Below are 25,618 nucleotides of genomic sequence, written 5' to 3'. Positions count from 1 at the left end.
CCTAGCGGCCGGGCTGGTGTTGCAACCATTGTGCGGCAACTTTGATTACCTGGTCGTGTTGCGTGTAGACGGTAGCCCAATCGATATGTACGCCCTGGTCTGGTGAGATCGGGCTATCGTATGTTTTACCCGTGCGATCTGCGTCGATGGCGACAGTAAGATAGATTTGCGCGCCATCGCTAAGGGTCTGGGCATAATTAGCTGTGGGTACGCCATAGGTAGGCTCGCCAAAGCTACGTGTATTGGGGCGACCGCGAAAGGCGATGGTTACTGCTTCACCGGAACTTGCAGTTATTGGGCTGGTAAGGACTGCCACCGGAGGCAGAGGATGCCTGAGAGTGTAGGGATGCTGGACCTGAGCAGCTACCTGATCGCCGGAAAGGGCCTTGCCATTGCTATATGTCCAGGTTCCAACCGCCTGACCCTGCGTGAAGAAGGAGCCAAGTTTGCCCTCGCCTACCACGGGTCCGATGCCGGCTAGCATGGGCCAGCAATTGCCGCCATTGTTGTTGCGCAAATCGACGATCCAGCCTCGAATATCGTTATTTTGATCAAGATCCTGGATCTCCTGCTGCACGATGGTTGCATACTCCTCGGCCATCTTGCCGCCCATAACTGCTGGCAGTTCGATATAAGCGATACCTGGCTTGACCAGCCTGGCTTGCGGCCGCTTATTGCTCTCGTATGGTCCCAGTTTGAGGGTTACATCAAAGCTGCGATGCCGATCGCGCTGCTGTATGCTAAGCGTGGCGCTGCTCGGATTCTTACGCAGGCTATCGTTAATGGCTTGCTGATCTTTGAGTACGATGCCATTGATTTTTTGCACAATGTCGCCTCGCCGTACGTTGCCGGCTTTATCGGCCGGGCCACCAGCAATGATATCGGTAATCGTGCCATCGTCGGTCATATTGAGGCCAAAGACATTGTTGTAGCCTTGCTGATTGCGTTTGGCGGCCTCGGGATCAAGGAAAAAGCTATGGTGATCGCCAAGTTGCTGTAGGGCCCAGGTAATGGTTGGGTAGGTATCGGCTGGAACTTGAGCGTTCTGAATGCGCTCTAGCGCTTGTGCGCGCAGCGTTTTCCAGTCAAGAGTATTGGCGTGTACCGCATTCTCCTGCATAAAGTCGAGCGCCTGATTGAGATAGTCGCTGGCGGCTTTGCTGGCCGTGCTCTGAGCGTGGGCTTGCTGCATAGGCAGACCACCTGCTATCAGACTCATGCCCACCATGAGCAAGAGGAAAGCTAACTTTAATCGCCTCATCAAATTATCCCCCTATACTATTGCACGCCTCTCCAGGTTCACAGGCGACCTGGAGGATGAAATGTTTTATCTGACAGGCTTAATGATAGTGGATAGATTTAAACATCTTTTAAACTTTAGGTGCAGTGTGAGATTTTGCCTGAATGTTGGAGATGCTACCCGCCTGCGCTTGATCTCCTCGGTCTGATCAGCTAAACCGGCCATGCCCGCTTGTTATCATGGGCCTTGATAAGCTTGCCTGATCCAGGCGCTAAAAAGTTGAGATAGCTTCTTTGCGCTTTGGGATTATACAATGCGCTATAGGTAGCCAATCTCTTCAAGGAGCCAGGGAAGGCTCAGGACTTCTTTAACAGCATATATTGGCAGAAAAGGAAAGGAGTGCATTGTAGCATGGGAATTCCATTTGTGCGCGCGCAGGATGAGCAAAAAGAAGGTGGGACATCGCGCATAGAGGCTTTTAGCGATGGGGTATTTGCCATAGCGATTACGCTGCTGGCTCTGGATCTAAAGGTGCCCGAAGGGCTGTCACAGATCAATTCTCAAAACTTACTGGGTGCATTGTTAGGCAGGTGGCCTAACTATCTCACGTTTGTGATTAGCTTTGTCACAGTCTTGATTATGTGGATCTACCATCACCGTCTCTTCCAGGTAGTAAGGAAGCCCGAAACGGCTTTGCTCTTTAGCAATGGCTTGCTTTTAATGTTGACGACGGTGGTTCCGGTCCCGACCGCGCTCGTGGCAGCCTATTTAACCACGCCAGCGGCTTCGGTGGCCTGCGCAACCTATGCCGGCTTTTTTTCCTTGATCGATCTGTCCTATGATCTGCTCTGGTGGGTAATCCTCAGGCAGCAGCCGGGCTACCGTACGGGCGGAGCCTTGATTCCAAAGAGCATGCTTATTTCTTTGCTGGGTTTCCCCTGCTATATCATCGCGCTCATTGTTGCGTTCTGGAGTCCTGCCCTGACCCTGATTATCTGCTGTGCGCTCTGGGTGATCTGGGCGATTACGGCTCGCGCGCCAAGCCTGCAGGCAGAAGCCTAGCTGTTTGAGCTTTTTGTCGGAGCGAGCCCTGTTCTGCGCGCTCTGGCCTGCCTCTTGCAAAAATGCCATTGACATATCCCGGCTCCTTACGAGGCATGCAGGAGGGCTGTGTGGGCAGAGACGGTAGGAAATAGGGCTTGCGTTGAGTTGGGTATGGGTTGCCGCGTGCCGAAGCATGCTTCGCTGATCAGGCCGGCGTATTGCCAGACGTTGAGGAGATAGCGTTGCTCCCTGCTATCGTAGTAGAAGGGGATATGATGTTGCTGCAGCCATTGATGGCATTGCTTGAAGAGATCTTCGGCGTAGTGCTTGTGGCTGGCGCTACGTACGTTTTGCTGCAGGCGCTTGGCCTGGTTCATGTAGTCAATGATGCTGAGCGCTTGTTCCTGAGAAGGCAATGTGGCCGGGGCGTAGGTGCTGCTATAGGCGATGCTGCTCATTGAAAACTTCCTCCCTATCGATCCGCTTGGAATACTGAAACGAAAGTAATATAAACAAATACTGATGCTTGAAATACCGTAAAAGGAGGCTTGGGCCTCCTGAGCGGCCTGCCTGCGCATCGGTTGAGGATACTGCAAGCAGGTCGTCAGTTTTTATGGCTTGTGATAGTAGCTAAGTAGCGAGGGTTTTCCTCCCCCGTTATTCAGTTTGTGTTGTATGAAGCTTGATGTTGCCAGCCTCCTTTCATTTGTTTGTTACATCCTTCAAGGTTTGTTGCATTGCTAGCTAATGCTGGAGAAACATGACCCGATAATCATTATAGCATGGATCAAGGCATTTATCAATATTTGCCTTGATAACTATAAAACCAATTTAAATGTCTTGATAGAGACGGCATTTACATAAAAATACTACAGAAACTAGATTGTAATCATGGCAGAAGAAGATGAAGAGTATCTGAGTATGCCCGGCTACGTACCGGCAAAAGTGGCGGCAAAAATGCTTAATCTTACCGCAGACAGGGTAAATGAGCTTGTACGCGATGGGCGCTTTTCGGCTAGAAGAGTGAGCGGGAGAAATCTTATTCCACTAGAAGAAGTGGAGGAATTCCGGCGCAATCCACCGGGGCGCACACGTAAAGATGCGGCAAAATGGCGGCGTTATACGAATCGCGTAAAGCTGCTGAGTGTGTTGATCCAGGTGCGGGTGCGAGCGGGCCAGCGCGAAAACTTAGAGCAAAAGCTAGAGAAAATCTACGAGGAGCAGCAACTACGCTTTGAAGGTTCGCTGGCGCGCTATATCCTCAGCAACTTCGCATCGCCTGACATAGTGACGATCATCCTGCACTGGAAGAGCAATGAAATGCCTGACGAGACCAGGCGAAAGCGCGATCTAGAGGCCTTTCAGCAGGAATTTGCTGATGTGCTGAACTGGGAGAGTGCTCAGATCAGCGAGCACGAGGGCTTGCTTTATACTTGATATGATCGTATTTTGCTTGCATCATGCCTATTAGATATTGTTACCTACCCACTACTAGCCACTATCGTAATAACCGATATTTACATTTAAATGCTATAGGAACTAGATTGTGGCTATGGCAGAAGATGAAGAGTATCTGAGTATTCCCGGCTATGTGCCGGTGAAAGTGGCGGCAAAAATGCTCGAACTTTCTCAGGATCGTATAACTCAGCATATCCACAGCGGACGTTTGCCTTCTAAGAAAGTTGGTGGAAGATATCTAATTCCTGCGCAGGCTGTGGAGGAATTTCGGCGTAATCCGCCTGGCCGCACACGTAAGCAGCCGGCAAGATGGCGCATTTATGATGATCGCGTAAAGCTGCTGAGTATGTTGATCCAGGTGCGGGTGCGAGCGGGCCAGCGCGAAAACTTAGAGCAAAAGCTAGAGAAAATCTACGAGGAGCAGCAACTACGCTTTGAAGGTTCGCTGGCGCGCTATATCCTCAGCAACTCCGCATCGCCTGACATAGTGACGATCATCTTGCACTGGAAGAGCAATGAAATGCCTGACGAGGCCAGGCGAAAGCGTGATCTAGAAGCCTTTCAGCAGGAATTTGCTGATGTGCTGGACTGGGAGAGTGCTCAGATCAGCGAGCACGAGGGCTTGCTCTATACCTGATGTGCTTATAAAAATGGTTACGACAGAAACATGGAAGTTTTTTGTGTCTATGCTCGGCAGGATGAGCGCCTATGGAGACGGCTGGAAAAGCATCTTAAAGGTTTGTGCTTGCAGAATGGCTCCTTAAGGTTGTATGGGCGCATGTTGGGTGAGGATACAGTTTACAGCGGAACATATGATGTATATCTCAACTATGTCTCGCTGGTACTCTTGTTGCTTAGTCCAGATTTTATGGCTACAGGTTATTGCAATAGCCCTGAATGGCAGCTCATCATAGAGCGTCAATCAACTCAGGAGATGCGTATAGTTCCCATTCGCTTGCGTCCAGTAGATATCAGAGGTGCTCCATTTGCTCATTTAAAGATGCTTCCGGATAATGTTAATGCAGTAACGGATAAAATATGGCGAACTCAGGATGGTGCATTCTATAAGATAGCAATTGCTCTACGCCAGATTATTGAAGCAAACACCTCCCCTGAAGATACTGCATCTCCTATACCCTTTTCTTTGCCTGTTATAACTTCTGCTAAGCAAGTAGCCTGGAATGTGCGCTATAGTCCTAACCCCTATTTCATTGGACGCGACGAGCTTATAGCCCGCCTGCATGAAACTTACCATGCTCACAATATGAGGAGCAGGGCAATAGCTTTATGTGGCATAGGTGGCATAGGCAAGACACAAATAGCTATTGAATATGCCTATCGCTATAAGTCAGAATATGGGGCTGTACTCTGGACAGATGCTAGTTCGTGGCAAGCTCTGAGTCTCTCTTATGTCTATCTAGCAGATATTTTAGGGCTAGCTGCCAGGCATTGCCAAGAACGGCCAGCGGTTATTCAGGCTGTCCGACGCTGGCTAGCTGAAAGTAAAGGCTGGCTACTTATTCTAGATAATTTAGACGAGATTAAGCTTCTGTCATCGTTTCTGCCTGAAAACTATCGAGGCCATGTTTTGATTACTACACAGTCTAGTGTTTTGGGTACGTTTGCACAGAGCTGCCCTGTTACATTATTAGAACAGAATGTAGGAGCAAGGCTGTTGTTACAACGTGCTCACCTGCTTGATCCTTATCAGGTTCCTGCTGAGGATTTTGGCGCTTTAGAAGAAGCGGCTAGTAAGATTGTGAAGGCTGTAAGTGGTTTGCCCCTGGCTATTGATCAGGCTGCAGCTTATATCGAGGAAACGGGTTGTAGCCTACAGAACTATCTTGATTTCTATCAGAAAAATCCAGATGTGCTTATTGCTAAGCGGGGTATGCTGGCAACCGATCATCTAGAAGCTGTGACGAAAACGTTTCTGCTTGCTTTCGGGAAAGTGAAACAGATCAGTTCAACTGCTGCACAACTCTTATACATAAGTGCATTTCTATATAGTGATTCAATACCTGAACAAATCTTTACTGTAGGCGGGATTGAATTAGGCTTACCGGAGCTTACCAACAATTCGCTTGCTCTAAATGAGGTACTAAGATCCCTACGTAGCTATTCGCTTGTACAACGTGATGGGGAACGAGAAACCTTTTCGGTGCACCCCATGCTACAAATTGTACTGAGATCAGTACTGAGTGCTGATGAGGAAAAGCTGCTTATAGAGCAGGTGATAAAAGCGCTGAATAAAGTATTTCCTGACCCCAGGGATATTAATAATTGGCCTGTTTGTAAAAATTATACCTTACATGTGCAAAGTTGTCTTAAATATTGTGGTGATTTAATATTACATGAATTAGCTTTTTTGTACAACAAATCAGGATACTACTTGTCAACCCAGGCTCAATATGATACCGCCAATGCGTTCTTACAGAAGTCCCTTACGATTCTTGAGCGCTTACATGGAGATAGGCATGCTGATGTTGCTAGTATGCTCAATACTCTTGGTGATTTCTATGCTAATCAGGATAAATATGAGCAGGCAGAAAAGTTGTTGCGGCGCGCTCTGGCAATATTTGAAGATCTCTATGGCCCCATACATCCCGAAGTTGCTTATAGCTTGAATCATCTCGCTGTACTCTATAGATATCAGGGTAAATATAAGCAAGCAGAAAGGCTATTGCAACGCGCGCTAGATATTAATAAGCAAGTATTTGGTTCTAAGCATACTTTGGTTGTTCGTAGCCTTAATAATTTGGGCAAGCTTTATATGGATCAAGGAAAACGTAAGTTGGCAGAAAAGTTCTTAAGGCAAGCTCTTGCCTTTGGAGAGCAGCTAGCTGAGCCTGGACGTGCAGATGTTGCGCGTGTGCTGAATAATTTAGCTGGTATGGCAGCTGACCAAGGAAAATATAAGCAGGCAGAGGAATTCTATTGGCGTTCTATTGCTCTTAATGAACAAGTATTTGGTTTTGACCATCCAGCTGTCACAACTGGCTTGAATAACCTGGCCTGGCTGTATGTGGAACAAAATATCTATGAACAGGCGGAAAATCTGTTTAAGCGATCTCTTTTCATTCGTGAGAAGGCTCTAGGAGAGGATCATCCGGAAGTAGTTTTTTGTCTTGTGAATCTAGCTTCGTGCTATCGCAATCAGGGGAAGTATGCAGAAGCCGAGCCACTTTATCGCCGTGCTCTTGATATTGTAGAGCAGCTAGATACGGATGTAGTAGTTGTGTTAGAGAACTATGCTGAACTATTGCGCCAGACTGGGCGTGAGGATGAGGCGAGAGTATTAGAATCGCGTGCTCTTACTATCAGGTTGCGAGAGCTTTGAACGTAATATGACAACAGTAGAGATTGGAAGCAATTGCTGTTTCTGCATGAATAATAGTTGGTAAGTGCAAGGCGAGCTTGTATATTTCGTGTATGCCATCTCTCAGTTCTCCTGTTTCCAGAAAGCTGAGAGATGGCATAATTATTTCCTCATGGGAAGAAGCGTCGCAAAAAGAGAAGGTATATGCAGGAAAATGAGTAGAGCATGTACAAAATTAGTAATAAGGATAATATATTTTTGAAAGGTAGGAATATATACTGTACATTAGATATGTATGATTGGCCTTGTTTAACTAAAGGGAATTTGTATGCCATCATGCACTGTATGCGGCAAGAGGCTCTCAATATTCGAGCTATTTAGAGCCGCAGGAATACAACGATGTGGAGCATGCGAGCAGCGCTGTGGCCAGCTTGCCCGCTATTGGTCTGCGAAACTGGATAGCGCCTTTGCGAAGCATGGTATCAGCGAAGCCATGGAGCGCGAGCTATATCGCCAGTTTCAGCAAGCACGTGTGCCGCTTGAGCTTGGCAAGCCTATCGTGCAAAAGATGCTCTATCTGCGAGAAATCTCAAGGATTCGTTGGGGCGATATAACGCCTATGCGCGTCGATATTCATCTCGATACTGACGAAATAGCCTACTTCAGCATGCCCGCTACTTATTATAAGCCCAACAAACGCTTGAAAGAGGTGCCAGGCCGCCTCGTCGGAACTAACAAGAAGTGCTATTTCCTCTCAAGTACCGGAAAAGATAGCACGACTATTGACTGGAACAATGTTAGCAAAATTGATGAGAAGGTCCTTTATATCGATCCTGAGGCTACCTTAACGAGGCGGGGTGGCAGGCCGGTTCGCTACTCTGCAGTCAGCTTAGAGGTTATCCATGTAACAGTCAGTAAGGGGTCAGGCGGCGGTTCCTATCATGTACCCGATACGCTTTATACTAAAACGTTTATGGATACATTGGTACATTTCTGGAAACGACAACTTGTCTATAACAAAGAGATAGCAACTCATGGCGCGGTCCCTGAACATGTCAAGGCCGCAGTTTTCCGGCGGGATAAGGGGCGCTGCATACAATGTGGCTACAAAGGTCCCTATATCGAATATGATCACAAGATTCCACGCAGCAAGGGAGGTCCTAATACTGTTGAGAACATTCAATTGCTCTGTCGGATGTGCAATCTCCAGAAAGGGGATAGACTCTAGCTAACATGATATTCAGCTTTTGGCGTCATAAGCCGTCGTTTAAGCGGCTTGCAGGCAAGTCCGGCCTTCCTGCTCTATATCGCGGGCGAAGAAAACGCCTGCCCGTATATATAGACTAACTATATAGTCATACAGTAATATAAGTTTATAGAACGATAGGAGCAGGTACAGTACTTGTTTTCAGTACATCTATACGATACACTGGTTACTATTAGCCAGTGTTATACGCGGCTAAAGCTCAGAAAGAGGAGGCATGTATGGACCTTTCTTTCGATGAACTTTGTGCACTACTACAATCTAGCGATGAAACGCAATATAATTTTGCGGTTTGCTGCCTATGTCAGCAATATCCAGCTCAATCGGCAGCCCTTATTCTCAATACGCTGCGTAAGAGAAGCGAGAGCATACGCTATCGCACTTTTTCGGCGATTGCCAGGTATGGCGGAGGGCAAGCCGTCGAGGCCTTGTTGCCCTATTTGCGCGCAAAAGAAATCTGGATACGCTGCTTTGTAGTAGATCTGCTTCCTTCGCTGCCTGATCGAAAAATGGCCACAGCATCGCTTTTTGCTTGTCTGAATGATGAAGCCTGGATGGTGCGTTGCAGGGTGGCGCATGTACTTGAAGACTGGGCAGATCCACGCGCTATTGAGAAGCTGATCGTGTGCTTGCAGGATGGCGTACCTCAAGTGCGCGCTGCGGCGGCAGAAGCGTTGAGCAAGCAGGAGGTGACGCTCTCGGTGGAGGCACTGGTTGCTTGCTTAAAGGATTCGATGCCCCAGGTGCGCAGCATGGCCGCGTATGCCCTGGGCTTTATCGGCTCCGAACGGGCTGCCAGACCGTTGCTCGCCTGTTTGCAAGATCCCGCTAAAGAGGTGCGCAGAAATGCTATCTACGCGTTGGGACGCTGTGGAAGTCAGCATCTGGCCTCTGTTTTGCTGCCTTTCCTTCACGACACTGAACGTGATGTACGGGCCGGCGTGGCTGAGATCCTGGGTATGTGGGGCGATGGACGCATGGTAGAGCCATTGCTGGCGCGCCTGCGACGAGAGAGAGAATGGCAGGTGCGCGAATGGCTTATCTGGGCCTTAGCGCGCATACGCGATGAGCGGGCAGTAGAGCCGCTTATGCTCTATTTGCAGGATGGCAAGGCCGAGGTGCGCCGTCAGGCTGCCTGGGCCCTGGGAAGGCTGCGTGATCCTCGCGCGATTGAGGCGTTGCGGGCCTGTTTGCGCGATGGCGAGATGCGCAGCGAAGTTGTTAACGCCCTGGAAAATCTAGGCTATACGCTTGAGCCGACAGATGAGTTAATGCTTCCTGTGCATTATGAAGTTCTGCAATCGGGCGCGTTAAATCTCTGAAGGCAGAGCGCTAGCCCTAACGCGAGAGCCGTTTGCAGCATCTTGCTAAATTACAGGGAGTTTGGCGGAAAAGAAATTTGAAATATTGTCAGCTCATGCTAAACTAGAGAAGCCTGATATAAAGCGCCTGCATTTCCATGTTCCCGAGCTCTCAAATAGGGCTCGGCTGTAGCAGGTTGTGTACTACGGAAAGAAAATAACACGTAGGATACAAGTATAGGTGAGATCAGGCTGAGCAGAAAGGTAGGGTAATGGTATGAAAGCTTCAATTGGATATCCTCACTTCTCGATATCTGCCATCCTTAATGAGCAGGATAGGCATAGTGTTAAGAAAGGATGTTCCTTTGGATCGTTTCAAATACTCTACAGTTTCTCATCAAGGCCTCCGTTACTGTAATCCATTTTCAGCGACAAAAGTTGAGAGCATTATTGAATTGCTAGACCTGGCACGCGGAGATCGTGTGCTGGATGTAGGGACTGGTAAGGCTGAACTCTTAATTCGCCTGATTGAACGTTACGATGTTGAGGCCGTAGGCATAGATATGTCTTCCCCTTTTCTCCAGGAAGCCCATGAGCAGGCCGCGCTTCGTGTTCCTCCGAGCCGCTTCACGCTTCTGGAGGAGGATGCCACTACGTTTAGTGGAGCTCCGGAATCTTTTCAGTTTGCCTCGTGCCTGGGAGCCTGTCACATCTTTGGCGGTTTCCGCAGAACTCTGAACAAGCTAAGCCAGTTCGTTCGTCCTGGGGGATATCTTCTCGTCGGCGATGGATATTGGAAGCAAGAGCCAGATGCTGCGTATTTGCAAGCGCTTGAGACAACTGCAAATGAATTGATGACGCACGCTGATAATGTCGATGCCGGAGTTGTATCCGGCTTAGTTCCGCTCTACTCGGCAGTGTGTTGCGATGATGAGTGGGATCGCTACGAATGGCTCCATCTGTGGAATGTTGAGCGCTATTGCCAACAGATGCCCACTGATCCCGATGTACCAGCTCTGCTCAAGCGTATTCGTTCCTGGCGCGATATCTATCTGCGCTGGGGCCGTGCTACACTCGGCTTTGGGCTCTATCTCTTCCAAAAATAGGGACGCGGCTTAAACTGATATTGAGGTGTGCAGGACGCGCAGCGCTGCTGGCTTGCTCACGCGGGAGCGCTTAGAAGAGTGTAGCAGTGCTTCTCGGACGACACGAGGCTTGGTGCCTACTTTCTGGGCGAAATAGAGAAAGCAGGCCACACTTGAGAAAAGTGTGGCCTGCCCTATGTTGCGCTGACTGGCGATCTTAATGTGAAGGATCTATGGCTTCGTGTCCATAGGTATCGCCATAGAAGTTGTCGCGACTGCCTTGCGCCTGCTCGATATAATCGGCCATCTCGCTCAAGGCATGCAGGCGTTGCCCAAGCTCTTGCGCCTGCTGCTGAAGGGCGCGGAGCTGCGAGGTCAATTCGTAAAGCTGACCTCGGGGAATACGTCCAGCCGTCTCCGTTGGTTGAGACATTGGTGCTACGCTATTTGAGGCCGCCGGCTGTGATGGGTGATGTAACGTTGACAAGGGCTGCGCTGGCTGGGCTGGCACTGAGGGCGTAAGCGTTTGCGTCACCGGGGCGGGTTGCGTAAGCGGTCGGGTCTGCTCCAGTTGGGCTGTAATCGTTCCCGGGGCCAGGCTGCCGGTGACGGTAGCGGCTTCTGGAATAGCGTTCTTTTCCGCCATGGCAACGAAGAAAGCTCCTACCAGCGCAACGAGACCAACGGCCAGCAAGATGCCTATGATGAGAAAATTCATCTTCCAATCCTTTTCTGGCTAATGAATATGAATCGTAACTTCAGCACTCATGCCCGGCAGCACATCCTTACCGCTGCTGCCATCTAGCGAGATAATCACCGGAATGCGCTGTCCCACTTTCGTAAAGTTGCCGCTGGCGTTATCTTGAGTGGGCAAGAGAGAGAATTGCCCGGCAGCGGCCTGGACGATGCGTACAACCTTACCTGTAAAGTTCGTATCGCTGTAGGCATCAATGTGGATATCTACGTCCTGGCCTGTCTTGACGTTATCAAGCGAGCCCTCATCTATGTAAGCTGTGACATTGACCGAGTGCAGATCAGTAACCTGGGCAATTGGCAGGCCGGAGGTGACGGTCTGACCCTGTACGGCGGAGGTTTGCAGAATAGTGCCGCTGATCGGGCTTGTCACGGCGATGGTATTGGTATTGGGAGCGCCGGCCGTAGGTGCGATGGTCGCGATGGTCTGCCCTGCGCTAACCGTATCACCCTGCTTGACGTCTAGATGAGAGAGCTGACCGTTACCTATGGAGCTCAGGTTGACGATCTGGCCAGTAACCTGAGCATCATCGGTACGATAGTACATATGATTGTCATAAATCCAGTAGCCTGCCCCGCCTGCGATGGCCAGCAAGGCGATTGTGATGAGTAGCGGTACCAGAATTGTACGGCGCATGTGCTTATTCTCTCCTTTGTTCTCGTTATCAACTAGCTGCTGTTCCAGGCTCATCAATCCTGGTGCGAGAATAATTAATTTTGCATATACGAATAAAAGGGGCAAGAGATTGCCCCGAGATTAGCCTGCGAGGGCTGGTTCGGCCACGCCTCTTTCTGTACCGCTGGGGGCTTGCTGCTCCTCCGCCGGGACCGGGCGCGGTCGGCTGCGCACTAAGAGAACCGTAATGAGGGCCAGTACGCACAGAGCTGCCGTCAGATAGAAGGCGTCACGCATCGCTAGCATGTAGCCCTGGCTCTGCACCATCCGACTGACGAGCAAGATGGCGGCATGGTACGCTGCTTGCGCGTCAAGGCCGTGAGTCATCAGCAGTGCCTGTAAGCGCGTCAACATCTGGGCCGTTGCGCTCCCCGGCGTAACCTGTTCGGCCAGGTGGACATAATGTATCTGGGTTTGGGTCTGTATGAGCGTGGCAAGACCCGCGACTCCTAGCGAGCCAGCGATTGAGCGAACGACAGTCAGCAGCGTTGAGCAGTCGGCGATAGCTTGTGGCTGGCGCATATCGATCATGGCCGCGACCATGAGTGGCTGTCCTATCAGTCCATTGGAGAAGCCGCGTAGAATGAGCAAGGTATCAAACCAGCCGTAAGGGGTTTGTAGGGAGAGCGAGGCCAGCAAGGTATTAGTGATGGCCAGCAGGATAATGCCAGGGATAACTACAGGCAAGACCCCGATGCGATCAACCAGGCGCCCGCCGATGCTGATGCTGACCATCGCGGCCAGCGCCTGAGGCAGCAGGAATAAGCCGGCCTGAAAAGCGCTCTGGTTGCGCAGACTTTCAAGGTAGATCGGCAATAAGAATAGTCCGCCATACATGCTAAACATGACAAATACGAAGCCAAGGTTGGAGGCGGCAAACGAACGATTGGTATAAAAGCGCACATCAAGGAGGGGTCGACCGCCGCGTTGCGCAATGTTTATTTCGATCAAGACGAAGATTGCCAGGACCAGCGCTCCGCTACCTATGGCGGCAAGAACCGTGGTCGAGCCCCAACCATCGGTGCTGGTCTCGGAGAGGCCATAGAGCACGGCGGCCAGGCCATAGGCTGAGGTGATAAAGCCGAGCCAATCGAAGCGAGATCGAGCGCCAAGATGGGCCTCGCGTAGAATAAATGTGGACAGTAGGATGGCGACAATGCCAATGGGCACATTGATGAAAAAGATGGCTTGCCAGGCTGCGTACGTGACCAGATAGCCGCCGAGGATCGGACCAAGCGCCGGAGCCAGCAGGGCCGGGACGCCTAGCGTGGCCATGGCTACGCCGCGCTCCTCCGGAGGAAATTCGCGAAAGAGCATGGTCATCGATAGTGGGAAGAGGGCCGAACCGCCCAATCCCTGGACGACGCGGAAAAAGATGAGTACGGGCAGGCTCCAGGATAGGCCACAGAGAGCCGAGCCAAGCGTAAAGGCTCCCAGGGCCGTGATATACGCGCGTTTAATGCCAAATGTATTGGCCAGATAGGGGGCTGCGGGCGTCATTGCGCCAAGCGTAAGCAAATAGGCGGTGATCGTCCATTGAACACTGTGAATATCCGCACCAAAGGCAGTTTGTAGGCGCGGAATAGCGATGTTCACGATTGTTGAATCGAGAATACTCATAAATGTACCGATAATGATAACAATCGCTACCAGCCATTTATACGGCAGTCCCTGTCTGTTCACCTGAGCATTGGCTTGCATCTGGTGAAGCTCCTCTCTCTAAATCTGTACTTTTCAGGAATCAGCCATAATGCCACGAACAACAAATTCGGTGATTTGTTCGCGGGCCTCCGCCAGCGCTTCAGGCGATGTGAAGTCCTCGTCTTTGAAGATTGCCTGATAGCGCGGAATAGAGGTGAGATAAAATTGACAGATGCCAAGGGCCATGACTACCAGCATGGCCGGGTTATGCGTAGGGCGTACGTAACCCCGCTCCTGGGCGTGGCGGAAGAGCCGCCCGGCGTGCCCGGACGGGTTGCGGTTGAAGCGGGTTATCATAAGGTTGAATGTGTGCCAGCCCTCGGCCATTTCCCAGGTAAAGATGCGCAAAACATTGGGGTGCGCAACAAAAAAGTCGAAGGAGATTCTTACACATTCGGCAAGAAAGGTCCTGAACGTTTGGACGTCACGCAGAATAACTTCTTCTGAGGCATAGCTTGCGAAGAGGTGCCCATATGAATCTTCACCATGCTCTTTGATGTGCTTGATGACGGCGCTGTAGAGGCCCAGTTTGTCCTCGAAATAGTGGAAGATCAGGCTCTTATTATAGCCCGAAGCCTCGGCAATAGCGTCGATGCGCGCTCCACTAAAGCCCTTATCGGCAAAGGCCTGCTCAGCCGCATTGATAATGGCTTCTTTCGCGCCTTCTGCGTCATGAGTACGCCCCTTGCGCCGTTCAGACACGTTGCACGCTCTCCTTTTCTCAATCTAACTAGTTAGTTAAATTCAGGGCTGCTTGCAGTATAATCAGGGAAAAAAACCTTGTCAAGTCCAGAAACGCTCTTTTTGCCGCCTTGCTGAGACATTACGGAGCAAAGGGCAGAGCATAGGGAAAAGAGATTGTTTGATTTCGTTTTCAGGCAATACTATGATGATTGTATCGTTGTGAGAGATTAAAGGTTATCGGAGGTGGAAAGGGCGATGACTGGCACCGCCCTTGCTTTACGCTGATTGCAGCATGACCAGGAACCTGGTCTGTACGGAATCGTGGCCGGGACGCTGAATTGTGAGGTCAATTGACCACTGGCCGGCCATGCTAAAGGCCTGGCGTTTGTCAAAGGTGGCTACGTAGAGCGGATTCCCACTCTCGATGGTCTTATGTGCCGTACCCATGTTCATAATGACCATGTTGGTGCTCAGGCTAACCTTGGCGTCGGTGATAGGGTTGCCATTGCTATCGGTGATCAGCAGGACGACGCTGTTTTCGCGATTGAGCTTGCCAGGTAAGACATTCAGGGTGAGATGTAGATCGCCAACCTGTTTGCTCTGGGTACTTCCCGTGCTGCTGGCTGATGGCGACGAAGACGAGGCCGCATAGTTAATGTTGGGAAAGACGATAGGCGGCGCATAGAATGTCATAAATGCGGCACAAAGTAGTACGCCTGCTCCCATGATAGCTTGCGTATTGACCAGGCCTTTCAAGGTGCGCCAGCTTTGCTCCAAGGCCGATTGGCGCATGCGCCGGGCAGGGAGCTCGGGTTCAACAACTGGAAGCAAGAGGACCTGTCGCGTGATCCTGGGCCGCAACACAAAAAGCGTGTATAGGCTGAGCAGGAGGATAAGCACGGTGACGGCGCTCTGTACCAATAAAGTGCGCCCATAGGGATCGTTGAGCAGCCGGTCGATGCTAGTAATACTGGCTTCGGCCAGGAAGAAGCCGCTGATCAGCAGAATGCACATCGCGGCCAGGAAGACCGGTAGGATGCGCTGCAGCAGCTCGATGAGGGGCGCCGATTGCCGATCCAGATCGCCGGGCAGGCGCGGCAGCAGCATGTAGCCCAGGTAGGCCAGGCCGCCAAACCAAATGCCTTGAGCAGTCAGATAGAGCCAGTCGAAGATGATGGCGCTGATATGCGGCCGGAATACCTGTGAGGCGTTGCCGGTCAGGGCGTAGGTCAGCAGGAGCAGGCCGGTCAGAATAAGCCACAGGAAAGTATAGGGTGGCAACGGGCGGCTTGCTGCTTTCTCTTCCATCTCGACCCGCTCTCTGGTGAGGCTGCCGGTTGTGGGATGAAACTCCTGGGTGCCCGATTGGCGTCCGGAGCTTGAACGCTGAAGTGGGCGCGGCGCCGGTACGTTGCCGGCCTCATCTTCGTCTTTGCTATCGGCAGTTTGCTTGAGCCAGTAGAGAAAGCCCAGGCCGATGAGAAGCAGGACGATGCGCGCCAGCCAGATGTGCCCATAGGTAGTGTCGCTGACCAGGCGTAGCAGGTTGCTGAGGTTAAAGCCGCTATCGAGCGCCTGCGATAGTCGACTATTGCGCAAGACTAGCGCGACAACCTCGCCACAGAGCAGCGCTGACAGACAGAGCCAGTGAAGAGAATGGCCCGGGCGCAGCGTGAATCTAAGCAGATCCGAAACCCGTTCTGTGCGGGCCACGATGATCTTTTCTATGACGAGCATGCCAACCCAGAGCGTTAGCGCTCCCAGGATCAGCCAGTCCCAGATAATCGAGAGCACGCCAAGGAAGTTGAGCGTGCGAATACCCCCTGCACCATCCAGATTGTTGCTGGTAGTGGGTCCGAGCGTTGTTGTGCCGGGCAGGCCCATGCTTGAGTAACCTACATCAAAGCCGATGACGCCATAGGTTGTGTGACCGTCATTGCTGGCTACCGCCATCCATTTTATTTCGTAACTGCCCTGGGGCAGGCTACCAGGCGACTTGAGCGGCGTGTCCAGCTCGCGCGCATCGGTAGGAGAGATAGAGGCGGGTGCCGCGCTCACGTCAACAAGCTGGCCGTTCTCAATTGCGTAGACATGAACTGTGCTCAGCGTGCTCACTGGTGCGTTAAAGTAGATACGCACCACGTTAGGAGCTGCGTTGATGGTGGCGCCATCGACAGGATTGGAGCCAATGACAAAGGCGTGTGCGGATGCCACCGGCGGGGGGTAGAGCGCCGATGTGCAGAAAAACATGAGGATACTCAAGATAAGTGCTGATACGAATATCAGTAAGCGTCGCTGTTGCATAATGTTTCTAATCTTAATGTGTGATTTTGCGCCTTTTGCTGAATGCTATATCGGGTGGATATTACGAGTAGTCTGGTTCCTGACACAAGGATTGTACATCAGTTGGCAGATGCTAGCAACAGGAGGCAAATTTGTGCGCGGGTCCGCGACTAGCCTGCGCTCGGTTCGCATGTGGGGATTGCTGGCACAGCATACCCGCCTGATAAAATGTTCGGGTAGTGAGCAGTCCAATATGCACACGGTGGTGCCGGGAGGTGCCGGGCAGCCTTTTTATGCGGCACCTATGGCTCAAGCTGCCTCTAGAGCTTGCGGAGCCCTATTTTCTGTTCCCAACGAGTGCCGGGCAAAATTTGGCATATTTTTGTGTTTGCCTATAGTGTGAAACCGCTTCTAGCGCCACTTTATCTCTATTTCTTCTGACTAGTAGTGCCGGGAGTGCCGGGTAAATACAAGAATTTAGTAGACCGGCAAAAATTGAAAGCAAAAACGTGTAAATAAAAAAAACCTGTCAAAACGCGGCACCCCGGCACTCGTATGGCATAAAGCGGCCTGTAGTGCCAGTTTATATGGGTGCCAGCATGCGGCACCAGCGCCCAAAAGCCCGGCACCTTCCGGCACCGATTGCTAGTTTGGGCTAATGAAGAAGGTAATGGGGCGCTGCCCCAAGCCCCGGTTAAGGGCGGAGGCCCTTAACAATCCCGTTTTAATAAGTTGGAAAGCCTTATGTGAGAGCTAGAGGCGGCAGCTTCTTTAATCCTCAAATTGATCAGGGTTGCGCCCTCGCATCTGGGCATCAATGTAATGCTGAATATCTTCGCGGTAAAAGCGCCACACATCTCCAACCTTGAAGCCAGGAAGCTCATTACGTTCTACAAGGCGTATCACGGTTCGGGGCGTAACACCTAACATCTTTGCAGCTTCTTTTGCGCTAATAGGGATCTTTGTTGACATAAATATGGCACCTGCTAGCTTTTATCCTAATTAAGGATAAAATAGCAAATTAATAAATATTCGTCAATTATGCTTCACCTGAAGGTAGAGCTTTCCAGCTCTCCAAAAAAAGGATTGTTAAGGGCTGGCCCTTAACCGGGGCTTGGGGCAGAGCCCCAAACGTTTCCTTCCCACTTTGCCAATGTCGGGCGAGAAAACCGGATTTGTGTAGATATTTATGTATCTATCTGGGGAGGGACCTGCGGGTCGTCAGGAACACTCTCAATAAGCTCACGCACATCAACGTTTAAGGCCAGGGCTAATTTATCAAGAGTGGTGGTTGTTACCTGGCGATAAGGGTCGCGATAAATCGTGCGAAGGGTATTATAGGATATATCTGCATTTTTCGCCAGTTTCCGCATGCTTATCTTTTTCTCTACGGCAACTTCTTTAATCCTCAACCTGATCACAATGGCCACTTTCAACATCTTGATGTGCCCATTGTAGCAATAACCCGATTCCCACATAAGTATCAATGCTCTGATAGTATCAATACTTTGCTAGTATCAGTGCTCTGATAGTATCAATACTTTGATACTTTAAATGCTCGTAATGTAATGATATGATTTTTATAGTTCTTAAGAAGATTTGTAGAATTGAAGCCGATGGCAAATATGAGTAGTAAGGAGATTGCTTTTATGGCAAGTTATTTATTCTTCAGGCTGAAGGACAGCCTGCTCTTGCGGGTCGTCAGGAACACTCTCAATAAGCTCACGCACATCAACGTTTAAGGCCAGGGCTAATTTGTCAAGGGTAAATGTGCTGATCTCGGCATAGGGGTTACGATAGATACGCTGCAATGTTTTAACATCGATATCTGCTCGCCGCATTAGTTTACCTTGCCCAAATCCCTTTGCAGTAGCAACTTCTTTGACTTTCAACCTGATCATCTTGGGCCTCAACCTATGAAATTAACTTGTATTATAGCAAGTGGCTTGCACTCTATGACAGTGGGGGTAGAGTCATAGGATTGAACCTGTGGAAGAGCGAAGGCACAATTGCAGCTGTAATCTGTATAGTCCCTCTGTACTTCTTAAAATATATGAAGTACGATATATGGGTAAAGACAGTAAGGAGAAGGAACTTATGGCGAACAAAGAAAGCACCCACCGCAGCCACGTCATACCTGAGCGCCCACAGATTTTGCGGATTCTTGACCAGCTTAATCAGGCGCGCTTACTGCAAATCATGTGTGCCAACCTGCCTGATGAAAAGCGCGTAGCCGATAACCTGTTCAAGCAGTGCCATCGCTGGCTGCAGCGCAGCGGCGTCCCATTCTACTACGACGAGCAAGAGCACCTCTACCTACTCGTCATCATCCAGGCTGTTCCAGAGATGGAAACCAAAAAACTATAATATTCGTCTGCTTGTATGCTCAAACTAACGTAGTGTTGTCGAAAGTGCGCTGGCATTATGCTAGCAGTGAGGAAAGAAATGCTTGAGCAATCTTACATCCAACAGCAAGAAGCGCCACTGATCTTGATCGCCGACGATTCTCAAATGGTATGCTTGATCCTCGAATTTACCTTACGCCGCGCTGGATATAACGTGCGTAGCTTCGCAGACGGCTTCAGTATGCTGCGCTGGCTACATGACGGTGGCCCTGTGCCGCGCCTCATTTTCCTGGACCTGATCATGCCGCGCATGGACGGCTATCAGGTTGCACGCTGGCTCAGGAAGCAGCCAACTTTTGACAACACGAAACTCGTCATGCATTCACGCTGTAACGGTATCCTTGAGCGCTTGAAAGGGCGCTTAGCAGGTGTGCAAGCGTGGATTAGTAAGCCCAGCACTACGCAAGAAATCCTCTACATGGCCTGGCGCTATTGTATGGAAGTTAGTCCCAAAAAATGTGAGGAAAGAAGAACATCATGAACACAACTGCCAAGGAGCAGACCGAGCGTATCGTCAGCGTGCTCCGTGCCCTCAATGCAAGCATGCAGCTTTCAGACTGTATGGAGGATGCCGAAATCATAGGCCGCTCCTTTCGGCTCTACGAGATCTGCCTTGACTATTTGCGCCGGCAGAACGTAGCTTTTATCTACGACGAAGATCAAAGCATGTACATCCTTCTCAGTCGAGAATCCATTTAGCGATTTAATCAGTAATATACTACATATAAGCTTATTTTTTAGGATGAGTTGGGAGGTTCTTTTGATGGATGTGGAGACGCATACTATCCCCGAGCCATTTGAGATTGTCACACTGCCGCACCTGCGCCAACAGGCAGCGAGCGTCTTAATTGAACATGGATGCTCTATTCTCGAACTACCTGAGCGCTGCATCATCACGCTACCAGCTGGCACAACGCGCCAGGAAATTATCCCGCGCACCCGCTGCCAGCGCTATCGGCTCACCTTGCCCGATGGCTATCAGCTCACGCAGATCTGTCCGCGCCGCGAGACCGAGTTTAGCGATCTCTATCTCAACGCGCCGGCCTTAGACGGCCAGACTTGAGCTACCGGGAGAGGATCGGCGATCTTCCCATATAGCTTGTCCTGCACTATACTGTGGCCGAGAAATATTTGCAGGCGAGGTAAAGGAAATATGCTTGATCCAGAAGCCGTTGTAGGCCAGGCGCGCCAGGGTCGGGCGCCACAGCACTGGCGGATCTGGCAGGGCAAGGCGCGCGCTGGAAAGCTCCTGGGCCGCTTTCTGACCCGGGACCTCTGGCTTATCGTCTTGCCCGAAGGCTTCGTGCAGTATGCCAGTGGTCCGGGAGTTCGCAAGCCCGTTACCAAAGTCGTAGCCTATGCCGAGCTAAGCAGCTTGGCGCTCAAAATGTGCTCCGACGACGATACCGAGCTCAATCGGCGCACGCACACCAACACGATTAGCGCCGCCCTGGATATCTGCTATCGCGATGGGCGGCGCGAGCTATGGCGACCAGAGCGCGGCTTTGGTCCGTCCACAGTCCTGGCTCAGAGCATCGTCGAGGCTTACATAAGCTACAAAGCTAGGCAGTAAGCCGAAGTCGTGCTGTTGGAAGTCCTTTCTACTAGCCCTGAATAAAGAAAAAGGCGTAACCCTGGCATAAAGATCTCCTTTTATTCTGCAAAGTACCGGCTAACTAATGCACCTTTACTTTGAAGGTCCATTCTCGATTATCTTTGTTGAGAGTGATCGTCCAGAGACCGGTCTGCGTAGACAGATCATTCTGTGAAATGAAGAGCATTGAGCAAGCAGCGCACACATCATTATGCTCATTGTCTGGCCGATGGCCCGAAGTCTCAGCGTACCGATCTGTAATAGTACTGGCTGGCGTATGAAGGACAACCTGAGCATCAGCAATCCCCTGGAATTCAAAAGTCGTCTGGCTGCGTGTAACCACAACACTACGCAGCGTGACTGTCTTACCCTGCACGGTGACCTGTGGTTGCGCAATCTGCACGTTGCGGCCGGGATGGAAGGGAAGCGTGAAATTGTAGCTCAAGGCTTTGGAGAAATTGGCGAAGTGCGACACCCGAATATGCTCGGACTGAATCTTCACATTTTCCGGCACATCAATGAAAAACTTCTTCAGTACCAGGTGTAGGTGAAGCGCTGAGGGCGTATCCTGGATGCTGCGCGTGTCAAAAGAGAGTACTCCTGCCCATTTGATCTGCCCATCCGAGCTGCGCGCCATTGTTTCAACGACACTGGCCATGCCTTCTGGCAAAGTTTGGCCCTGGGCCGTAGTTATCGTGCCTTGCACCTCCGCGCGAACATTCCCATAGCGCTTGGGTATGCTATATGTATAGATAAGCAAGATCCGATTTGCGTCGGCATAGCCCTTTTCAAGTGTCACGGAGACGCCATCGGACTGCTGAGTAAGTTGCAGGTTTTTATAGGCACTATCGGGAAGATCCGATTGCCACTGCAAGGCGCTCTGGATCGACTGCTCGATTAAGGGCATAACGGCTGCGGCTGTCAATACGAGGATGCCCAAAGCTGCAGCGGCGAGCAGCACAAGAACCGATCTGCGGCGTACAGGACGTGTCAACTTGCGTATCTCAGCGCGCTTGCCTGGCTGGCGCTGCTGTAGACGTTGTGTTGCGTGAAATGGCTGAGTGATGGCCGTTGGCAACTGTGGAGCCTGGTAGGCAGCCTCTAGATCGCTGAGTATGTGTAGCATTTCTTCGTGCGTATCGCCCTTATCTTCGTGGTTGAAAAGATCCGAATATTTTTGCTCGTACATAGACATATAGTGCTCCTTTAAGCTTTGCAGCACATGGGTTAGCTCTTTGCTAAGAGCGAGAAAATTTCCGAGTTCTGGGAAGGCTCCTATGCGCTCAACTGTCGCATGTTTCCGTGAAGGGATCAGCAGCTCCACTATTTCGTGGCCATAGATGATTTGCAGATCCTGTAATATCAGCAAGGATACGGGCCCTATAAGCAAGTCAGGCCTGGCTTGAGAGCTAATTTTCCCGGCTTGAAAGCTCATGATAGTGCTCCTTGATCACGGCGAGAATGCGGGCCAATTGCTTCTTGACGGCTGCCTGGCTCCTGCCCGTCACCTGGGCGATCTCGCTTGAGCTTAAGCCAGCGGCGAAGCGTAGAGCTAGCAGATTACGCTTATCGGCATCCAGCTTATCCAATATTTGGCGCAGATACCCTAAGCTCTCGGCCTGCAGGGCGACATCTTCGGGATTTCCTTCAGTGGAGGGATGAAACAGAATCGGTAAAGCATCCCAGGAAATCGCGTAGTGCTGACGGCGATAGACATCGGTGAGCGCGTTATGGGCTATCCGTAGCAACCAGGCGATAAAGGAAATGCCGCGCGCTTGATAGCGTGGAAGTGCCTCAAAGGCTTTGAGAAAGACCTGTTGGGTGAGATCCGAGGCGTCTTCATCGCTAGCCATACGCGTACGTAGATAGCGATAGACACGCGGAGCATAGCATTGATAAAGCTGATCAAAGGCTGCCGGATCAGCCCTGACGCTTTTGATCAGTTCTATCTCTTCAGCAGGATTTGTAGATGGCATAAGTAAAACTTGCTTCCTTGATGAGATATACACTTTTTCTCCTTCTGTATGCCTACAAGGATTTATAGATGCAAGAATAACGCAAAGATCGCCAAACGGAGACATCCAATTTCCAGAGTCTTGTTTTTTTGTAGAAATTTGTGAGCCCGTAATTTCTGTTCCGCGCGAGCCGCTAGTTTGCTATGCGGACTTGCAGGCGAGTAGGGAGAAAACTCATAATGTATATAAGCGCACCTGGCTATAACCTTCCTCTGATCTGTTTATTGCAGATGAGGGAGGATAGAAGCTGATTTGCGCGGGTGCAGATAAGTGAGTAGAGAGTAGAATGGAGATGGTGAATATGACTTCAACCCAGGGGCATAAAGAGCTTATCAGGCGCGAATTTACGCAACAGGCGCAGGCCTACGCTGCCAATCCCAGCATCGCAAACAATGAACGCTTGCAACGTCTCTTGCAAGCGGTACAGCCGCAGCCAGGCATGCGCGTGCTGGATGTGGCAACCGGACCCGGCTATGTCGCTATGGCTTTTGCCGTGGCTGGCTGCGAAGTAGTCGGGATCGATCTGACCGCGGCGCCCCTGGCCATTGCCGAGCAGAAGCGGCAGGAACGTGGGCTCAATAATCTGAGCTTTCAAGTTGGCGATGCCGAAAATCTGCCCTTTGAGGCTCAGGAGTTCGATATAGTGATCTCGCGCCTGGCCTTCCATCACTTTGAAGATCCGGCGCATGTGCTTAGCGAGATGACGCGCGTGTGCCGTCCCCAGGGGCTTGTGATTATCGAGGATATCATAGCCAGCGAATTTCCCGAGCGTGCGGCCTATCATAATCATTTTGAGCGCCTGCGCGATCCCTCCCATACGCGGGCTTTACCGCTCAGCGAGCTTGTAGAGCTCTTTACGGCCCGTCATCTTGAGGTTGAGCAGCTCTTTACCAGCTTCCACGCTCAGGCAGTCGAGCAATGGCTCAAGAATGCCCAGACTCCCGCTGAGCGGGCGCAAGAGGTGCGCACTATGTTTGAGCAGGATGTCTTGCACGATCTGAGCGGCACGCAGGCCTATCGCGAAGGTGGCGCATTGTATTTCCGGCACCGCACGCTAACCTGTATCGGGCGCAAGCTGGTGCTCGATTAGCCCTCTTAAGCCAGAGAACAGGGAAGGGAGCTGAGAGCCGCCCGGCTCTCTCCATCTCTTTCCTTGCTGCGGCTGCGCGTTTTGCGGATCGTCTCTCTTAGCTTGTAGTTGAGGATGTAGCAGCGTCATAGACTTGTAACAAGGAGGTTTTGCAGTATGAGCGAAAAGGTAAAGCAACTTCCCTACGAAGACAACGGAGAGCCAGAGGGCCTCAATGCTACGCTCACCTCGCCGATAGCCGCTGATGGGCGCCCTGAGCCAGGCAAGCGCTATATAGTTCCTGCTCGACAAGGGCGAGCTGTACGCTTGGCGCAAGGGCAACGGCTCAAGATCATTAACACCTATGGCTCACAGGTCTGCGATTTCTGGGCCTTTAATGCTTCCTCGCCGCGCGAATTTCTCTCCATGGAGCATCTACGAACCTGGTTGAGTCGCCTGACGCCAGTCGTTGGTGATCCACTGGTAACCAACCACAGACGCACAATCCTTACCTTCCTGGAGGATACGTCGCCCGGCGTCCATGATACGCTGCTCACCTCCTGCGACATCTATCGCTATCAAAAGTTGGGCGTGGAGGGCTATCACGACAATTGTGCCGATAACCTGAGAATGGCCCTGAAAGCTATCAAGCTGCGCACGGCTGAAGTGCCCTCGCCCCTCAACCTCTGGATGAACAATCCGGTGCAGGCCGATGGCTCAATTGGCTGGTTGACGCCAGTCTCTAAGCCTGACGATTATGTAGTATTTGGCGCCGAGATGGATTGTATTGTGGTCATGTCGGCTTGTCCACAGGATTTAGTGCCAGTGAATGGCAAGGATTGCCAGCCTGCAGATCTGCACTTTGAGGTTATCTAAGGCGTCCTATATTTAAAGCCTGGGATTTTACGGAGCTGTTAGATATGAGCAACTCGTACCTAATGATGATCGAGGCTGGTGGTGGGTGGATTTGCGAGAAGCTGGCCTGTCGAGCTAAGCGGCAGGCCACCCTTGACGGGTTTGACGCCGAGATCATGACTCGCCCATATCTGAAGGTGCTGGCTTTTCTCGACTCTCCACAAGCTCTAGCGCCTCGTAGAGCCAGCGCAGATACGTCTTCTCAAATTCGACGGCAAAGTGCGTCACCAGGCCAAAATAGGGATCTTCCGCATTTTCATCGCTGTAGGGATTATAGCGTTTGTCCCCACGCGGAAAGGCGCCAGCAATGGCCTGGGTATTCTGTCGATAGACAAGCAAGCGCGTCTCGTGCTCAGCGATGCTGGCGCGCAAGCTCTGTGCCAGGTCAGCAGACCGGGCAAAACTACCAAAGAGCATCTTCAAGAGCATCTCGTCGCGCAACTGAAAGACTTCTGGCGGCTGCGTCTGCCACTTGCGCAGTGCGCTGAGACCTTCTGCGGTAATCGAATAGAGCTTGCGATCCGGGCGCGATTCTTGCTCCTCACGCTCCATCTCTACCCAGCCTATCTCGCGCATACGGCGCAGCTCTTTATAGATCTGACTCTGCGCTGCTCCCCACATCGAGGAGAGCATGTGATCGAAAAGGCGCTTTATATCGTAGCCGGAGAGCGGTCCCCAGATTGCTAGCAAGCCAAGGATGCTGTAGGTGATCGGATAAGCCTCGCGCGGCTCCATAACTGCCCCTCCCTTCATACAGTGCTAAATAATCACCATATTATATGACATTTCGGCATAAGTTCCCTTGTCATACT

Annotated in this window: 27 protein-coding genes; 14 read left to right on the top strand and 13 right to left on the bottom strand. The window is 51.1% G+C overall.

Annotated features, from left to right (window positions below):
• Nucleotide 1 precedes the first annotated feature (1 nt).
• Nucleotides 2-1,261, bottom strand: coding sequence for a S41 family peptidase (locus EPA93_RS29525; RefSeq protein WP_129890963.1), 1,260 nt, complete (start codon nucleotides 1,259-1,261; stop codon nucleotides 2-4).
• 390 nt (nucleotides 1,262-1,651) lie between these two features.
• On the opposite strand from EPA93_RS29525, the gene EPA93_RS29520 reads away from it, so the two are divergent.
• Nucleotides 1,652-2,302, top strand: coding sequence for a TMEM175 family protein (locus EPA93_RS29520; RefSeq protein ID WP_129890962.1), 651 nt, complete (start codon nucleotides 1,652-1,654; stop codon nucleotides 2,300-2,302).
• Nucleotides 2,303-2,388: 86 nt separating this feature from the next.
• On the opposite strand, the gene EPA93_RS29515 is transcribed toward EPA93_RS29520, so the two are convergent.
• Complete coding sequence (locus EPA93_RS29515; RefSeq protein WP_129890961.1) at nucleotides 2,389-2,742, bottom strand: hypothetical protein; 354 nt, start codon at nucleotides 2,740-2,742, stop codon at nucleotides 2,389-2,391.
• A gap of 433 nt (nucleotides 2,743-3,175) precedes the next feature.
• Here EPA93_RS29515 and EPA93_RS29510 point away from each other — a divergent pair, with 433 nt between their 5' ends.
• The 6 genes from EPA93_RS29510 to EPA93_RS29485 all read left to right on the top strand — a co-directional run bounded on the left by EPA93_RS29510 (nucleotide 3,176) and on the right by EPA93_RS29485 (nucleotide 10,732).
• The gene (locus EPA93_RS29510) at nucleotides 3,176-3,721 is read left to right on the top strand and encodes a helix-turn-helix domain-containing protein (protein WP_129890960.1); all 546 of its coding nucleotides are present in this window, start codon (nucleotides 3,176-3,178) and stop codon (nucleotides 3,719-3,721) included.
• A 115-nt stretch (nucleotides 3,722-3,836) separates the two neighbouring features.
• Nucleotides 3,837-4,379 (top strand): helix-turn-helix domain-containing protein, encoded by a 543-nt coding sequence (locus tag EPA93_RS29505; RefSeq protein WP_129894690.1) that lies wholly within the window; start codon nucleotides 3,837-3,839, stop codon nucleotides 4,377-4,379.
• A gap of 141 nt (nucleotides 4,380-4,520) precedes the next feature.
• Nucleotides 4,521-7,082, top strand: a complete 2,562-nt coding sequence (gene fxsT, locus EPA93_RS29500; protein WP_165423474.1) for an FxSxx-COOH system tetratricopeptide repeat protein — start codon at nucleotides 4,521-4,523, stop codon at nucleotides 7,080-7,082.
• 307 nt (nucleotides 7,083-7,389) lie between these two features.
• A complete protein-coding gene (locus EPA93_RS49980; protein WP_129890958.1) occupies nucleotides 7,390-8,289 on the top strand; it encodes an HNH endonuclease in 900 nt (299 codons plus the stop codon).
• A gap of 257 nt (nucleotides 8,290-8,546) precedes the next feature.
• Entirely contained in the window at nucleotides 8,547-9,647 is a 1,101-nt protein-coding gene (locus tag EPA93_RS29490) for a HEAT repeat domain-containing protein (RefSeq protein WP_129890957.1), read from the top strand.
• Nucleotides 9,648-9,991: 344 nt separating this feature from the next.
• Nucleotides 9,992-10,732, top strand: a complete 741-nt coding sequence (locus tag EPA93_RS29485) for an SAM-dependent methyltransferase (protein ID WP_129890956.1) — start codon at nucleotides 9,992-9,994, stop codon at nucleotides 10,730-10,732.
• Between the two features lie 196 nt (nucleotides 10,733-10,928).
• Here EPA93_RS29485 and EPA93_RS29480 read toward each other — a convergent pair whose 3' ends face one another.
• The 8 genes from EPA93_RS29480 to EPA93_RS29445 all read right to left on the bottom strand — a co-directional run bounded on the left by EPA93_RS29480 (nucleotide 10,929) and on the right by EPA93_RS29445 (nucleotide 18,709).
• Nucleotides 10,929-11,429 carry a dihydrolipoyllysine-residue succinyltransferase component of 2-oxoglutarate dehydrogenase complex gene (locus tag EPA93_RS29480; RefSeq protein ID WP_129890955.1) on the bottom strand — a complete coding sequence of 167 codons (501 nt, stop codon included), beginning with the start codon at nucleotides 11,427-11,429 and terminating at the stop codon, nucleotides 10,929-10,931.
• Nucleotides 11,430-11,447: 18 nt separating this feature from the next.
• A complete protein-coding gene (locus tag EPA93_RS29475; RefSeq protein ID WP_129890954.1) occupies nucleotides 11,448-12,101 on the bottom strand; it encodes an HlyD family secretion protein in 654 nt (217 codons plus the stop codon).
• A gap of 120 nt (nucleotides 12,102-12,221) precedes the next feature.
• Nucleotides 12,222-13,841, bottom strand: a complete 1,620-nt coding sequence (locus tag EPA93_RS29470) for a DHA2 family efflux MFS transporter permease subunit (protein WP_129890953.1) — start codon at nucleotides 13,839-13,841, stop codon at nucleotides 12,222-12,224.
• Nucleotides 13,842-13,874: 33 nt separating this feature from the next.
• Nucleotides 13,875-14,543, bottom strand: coding sequence for a TetR/AcrR family transcriptional regulator (locus EPA93_RS29465; RefSeq protein ID WP_165423473.1), 669 nt, complete (start codon nucleotides 14,541-14,543; stop codon nucleotides 13,875-13,877).
• 258 nt (nucleotides 14,544-14,801) lie between these two features.
• The gene (locus EPA93_RS29460; protein ID WP_129890951.1) at nucleotides 14,802-16,829 is read right to left on the bottom strand and encodes a copper resistance CopC/CopD family protein; all 2,028 of its coding nucleotides are present in this window, start codon (nucleotides 16,827-16,829) and stop codon (nucleotides 14,802-14,804) included.
• 750 nt (nucleotides 16,830-17,579) lie between these two features.
• A complete protein-coding gene (locus EPA93_RS29455) occupies nucleotides 17,580-17,780 on the bottom strand; it encodes a helix-turn-helix domain-containing protein (protein WP_129890950.1) in 201 nt (66 codons plus the stop codon).
• 215 nt (nucleotides 17,781-17,995) lie between these two features.
• Nucleotides 17,996-18,247, bottom strand: a complete 252-nt coding sequence (locus EPA93_RS29450) for a helix-turn-helix domain-containing protein (protein ID WP_277988989.1) — start codon at nucleotides 18,245-18,247, stop codon at nucleotides 17,996-17,998.
• A 222-nt stretch (nucleotides 18,248-18,469) separates the two neighbouring features.
• The gene (locus EPA93_RS29445) at nucleotides 18,470-18,709 is read right to left on the bottom strand and encodes a helix-turn-helix domain-containing protein (RefSeq protein WP_129890949.1); all 240 of its coding nucleotides are present in this window, start codon (nucleotides 18,707-18,709) and stop codon (nucleotides 18,470-18,472) included.
• Between the two features lie 196 nt (nucleotides 18,710-18,905).
• Between EPA93_RS29445 and EPA93_RS29440 the strand changes: the two genes are divergently transcribed.
• From EPA93_RS29440 to EPA93_RS29420, 5 genes are all read left to right on the top strand, one after another.
• Nucleotides 18,906-19,175 (top strand): hypothetical protein, encoded by a 270-nt coding sequence (locus EPA93_RS29440; protein WP_129890948.1) that lies wholly within the window; start codon nucleotides 18,906-18,908, stop codon nucleotides 19,173-19,175.
• 78 nt (nucleotides 19,176-19,253) lie between these two features.
• Nucleotides 19,254-19,694, top strand: a complete 441-nt coding sequence (locus EPA93_RS29435) for a response regulator (protein ID WP_165423472.1) — start codon at nucleotides 19,254-19,256, stop codon at nucleotides 19,692-19,694.
• A complete protein-coding gene (locus tag EPA93_RS29430; RefSeq protein ID WP_129890946.1) occupies nucleotides 19,691-19,912 on the top strand; it encodes a hypothetical protein in 222 nt (73 codons plus the stop codon). The genes EPA93_RS29435 and EPA93_RS29430 overlap by 4 nt, the downstream gene beginning before the upstream one ends.
• 64 nt (nucleotides 19,913-19,976) lie before the next feature.
• The gene (locus EPA93_RS29425) at nucleotides 19,977-20,276 is read left to right on the top strand and encodes a hypothetical protein (RefSeq protein ID WP_129890945.1); all 300 of its coding nucleotides are present in this window, start codon (nucleotides 19,977-19,979) and stop codon (nucleotides 20,274-20,276) included.
• Between the two features lie 90 nt (nucleotides 20,277-20,366).
• The gene (locus EPA93_RS29420) at nucleotides 20,367-20,786 is read left to right on the top strand and encodes a hypothetical protein (RefSeq protein ID WP_129890944.1); all 420 of its coding nucleotides are present in this window, start codon (nucleotides 20,367-20,369) and stop codon (nucleotides 20,784-20,786) included.
• Nucleotides 20,787-20,889: 103 nt separating this feature from the next.
• Here EPA93_RS29420 and EPA93_RS29415 read toward each other — a convergent pair whose 3' ends face one another.
• A complete protein-coding gene (locus tag EPA93_RS29415; protein WP_129890943.1) occupies nucleotides 20,890-22,242 on the bottom strand; it encodes a DUF4179 domain-containing protein in 1,353 nt (450 codons plus the stop codon).
• On the bottom strand, nucleotides 22,217-22,783 hold the full coding sequence (locus EPA93_RS29410; protein WP_129890942.1) for an RNA polymerase sigma factor: 567 nt from the start codon (nucleotides 22,781-22,783) through the stop codon (nucleotides 22,217-22,219). Before EPA93_RS29410 ends, EPA93_RS29415 begins: the two co-directional genes overlap by 26 nt.
• A gap of 340 nt (nucleotides 22,784-23,123) precedes the next feature.
• Here EPA93_RS29410 and EPA93_RS29405 point away from each other — a divergent pair, with 340 nt between their 5' ends.
• Nucleotides 23,124-23,912, top strand: a complete 789-nt coding sequence (locus EPA93_RS29405) for a class I SAM-dependent methyltransferase (RefSeq protein WP_129890941.1) — start codon at nucleotides 23,124-23,126, stop codon at nucleotides 23,910-23,912.
• 156 nt (nucleotides 23,913-24,068) lie between these two features.
• Complete coding sequence (locus EPA93_RS29400) at nucleotides 24,069-24,767, top strand: DUF1989 domain-containing protein (RefSeq protein ID WP_129890940.1); 699 nt, start codon at nucleotides 24,069-24,071, stop codon at nucleotides 24,765-24,767.
• A 153-nt stretch (nucleotides 24,768-24,920) separates the two neighbouring features.
• Here EPA93_RS29400 and EPA93_RS29395 read toward each other — a convergent pair whose 3' ends face one another.
• The gene (locus EPA93_RS29395) at nucleotides 24,921-25,541 is read right to left on the bottom strand and encodes a PadR family transcriptional regulator (RefSeq protein WP_165423471.1); all 621 of its coding nucleotides are present in this window, start codon (nucleotides 25,539-25,541) and stop codon (nucleotides 24,921-24,923) included.
• Nucleotides 25,542-25,618 lie beyond the last annotated feature (77 nt).

This window comes from Ktedonosporobacter rubrisoli, from assembly GCF_004208415.1.
Lineage (GTDB): Bacteria > Chloroflexota > Ktedonobacteria > Ktedonobacterales > Ktedonobacteraceae > Ktedonosporobacter > Ktedonosporobacter rubrisoli.
This window is presented reverse-complemented; position numbering and strand designations above follow the sequence as displayed.